The sequence below is a fragment of the Myroides sp. genome (genome assembly GCF_032073645.1).
In the GTDB taxonomy this organism is placed as follows: Bacteria; Bacteroidota; Bacteroidia; order Flavobacteriales; family Flavobacteriaceae; genus Flavobacterium; species Flavobacterium odoratimimum.
In genome coordinates, this window is record NZ_DAMANB010000049.1 from 1 (window position 1) to 1936 (window position 1936).

The window sequence follows — 1936 nt, forward strand, 5'->3', positions numbered from 1 at the left end:
AAGTTATGTAATTAATTTACTAATTTCACTCCAGCTTATTTAGGGGCTAAAATACCAATAATGAAATTGCTGAGAAAATTCGTGCTGCTGCTGCTGCTGCTGGGCTAGCAGCAGGAGCAGCAGGTACAATGTTAGAAGGCTTGGATAAGACAATTCAAAAAATTGGATTTACTCCTACTAAACTTGCTTCTGTTGGTAAAGGTTTAGGTGTAGCAAGTGTAGTTATTGGAGGTACAGAACTAGTTATTGCAGCAGCTGAAGTAGCCTCTGGAGAAAGAGATTGGAATGATACAGATACATTAAATACAATAGCAACAGCGTTAGGAGCTACAGCAGTTTTTTTCCCTGGTCCTCAATCTATTATATTTGGAGGATTATCTATAATGGTTGGTTTAGTTGGAGCAGCATATACCAGTCAAAATCATTCTATGAATTATGATTATTAATATATGATATGCTAAAAGAAACATACAAAATATTATTTGAAAAATATTTGAATTACTATTTCTACAATGTACACAAAAACAATGAAGAAAAATCACGAAATTCAGCAAATTCTATTATTAAAAATATATCATCTATCCTATTACTTATTACTCTGAATTTAGTACTAGTATCTTTGATCAATTTAGTATTTGGAATAAAAATAAGGTTGAATAATGTAACTATAAAACTTTTCTTCTTAACTGTTAATGGTATACTATATATAATTTACTCTCAGTGGTTCAATTCAAAAACCATTGAATGGAGTGAAAGTATAAACATTAATACTGAAATAAAGAAAAACTATATAATGTTATATTCTATTGCTTCCACTATTTTTATGTTTACTACACTAATACTGATTGCTATATTTTTTCCTAATCTTTTTGTTTAATTAAGATGCACAAAAAAAATAGAATTATTCTATTTTCAATATTAATTTTATTTGTTTTATTAACCTTTTCTTGTTTTGGACAAGAAAAGGTTAAATTAAATCACTTTCTTAATCAACTTGAAAATAGTAATAGATATGAATTTTTAAAAAACAGTTACAAAATAAACGAAAATAACTACAAGATTTTTAATAATATACATCTAGTAAAAGAAATAGACTGTTAAATTAAATGAGCTGATTTTGGTGTGAATTATTTTGAAAAAAGTGTTGTAAAAAAAAACAAAAACAGGGGTTAAACCCTTATGAATGCTAGGATCTGATTTATTATTGTATCTAAAAAACAAAAGCCTGAATAATTTCAGGCTTTTGTATTCATCATTTCTACTATATCCTCATATCGATAGAATATAAGACCTCCTATTTTCTTATAAGGAATAGTTCCTTTTAATCTCATATTTTGAAGTGTACCAGGAGAGATACCTAATAACTTTCTAACCTCAAAACTCTTTATCCATTGCTTTGCTTGTTCGTCTTTCTTTCGATTAAATGGACTATAACGTCTTATCTCATTGATAATATCAGTTTTAAACTGCTCTAAGTCTTCTTTAGTAATTAACTCTACATTCATATTTTTATAAGTTTTAAAGTATAACAATACCTCTAAAATCTATATAAAATCAATTTGTTTTGAAAATTGGTTGTAGCAAGTTACATTTGGCTCTTATGCTCTTAAGTCTTGATCTATCATTTTCAATCGTAAATTCTCCATATCTTCACTTAATTTGTATTCTAATACTTTAGCATAAATCTGTGTTGTACGCATAGCAGTATGTCCTAGCATTTTACTAACAGACTCCATTGGAACTCCATTATTAAGGGTTAAAGTGGTAGCAAAAGTATGCCTTGCCATGTGAAACGAAAGATTCTTATTAATCTTACAAACACTGCCGATTTGCTTTAAATAAGCATTCATTTTCTGATTACTTATAACTGGAAATATCTTCGAGGGTGTCCCGTGAACTGTGTCATTAAAAAAATTGTATAATAAAATATGTACAT

At 28.2% G+C, this 1936-nt stretch carries 3 protein-coding genes; 1 reads left to right on the forward strand and 2 read right to left on the reverse strand.

The window, feature by feature from the left end; all coding sequences use genetic code 11:
• Positions 1–140 precede the first annotated feature (140 nt).
• Positions 141–446, forward strand: coding sequence for a hypothetical protein (locus RT228_RS17930; RefSeq protein WP_313139212.1), 306 nt, complete (start codon positions 141–143; stop codon positions 444–446).
• A 789-nt stretch (positions 447–1235) separates the two neighbouring features.
• Here the strand turns inward: RT228_RS17930 and RT228_RS17935 are convergent.
• A complete protein-coding gene (locus tag RT228_RS17935) occupies positions 1236–1505 on the reverse strand; it encodes a helix-turn-helix domain-containing protein (protein ID WP_006261656.1) in 270 nt (89 codons plus the stop codon).
• 93 nt (positions 1506–1598) lie between these two features.
• On the reverse strand, positions 1599–1936 hold a 338-nt coding region (locus tag RT228_RS17940), incomplete at its 5' end, for a tyrosine-type recombinase/integrase (RefSeq protein ID WP_313139214.1).

Bases quoted from the DNA above. Each gene is read 5' to 3' on its own strand.
- RT228_RS17935 (WP_006261656.1), bottom strand. From the start codon at position 1,505: ATGAATGTAGAGTTAATTACTAAAGAAGACTTAGAGCAGTTTAAAACT.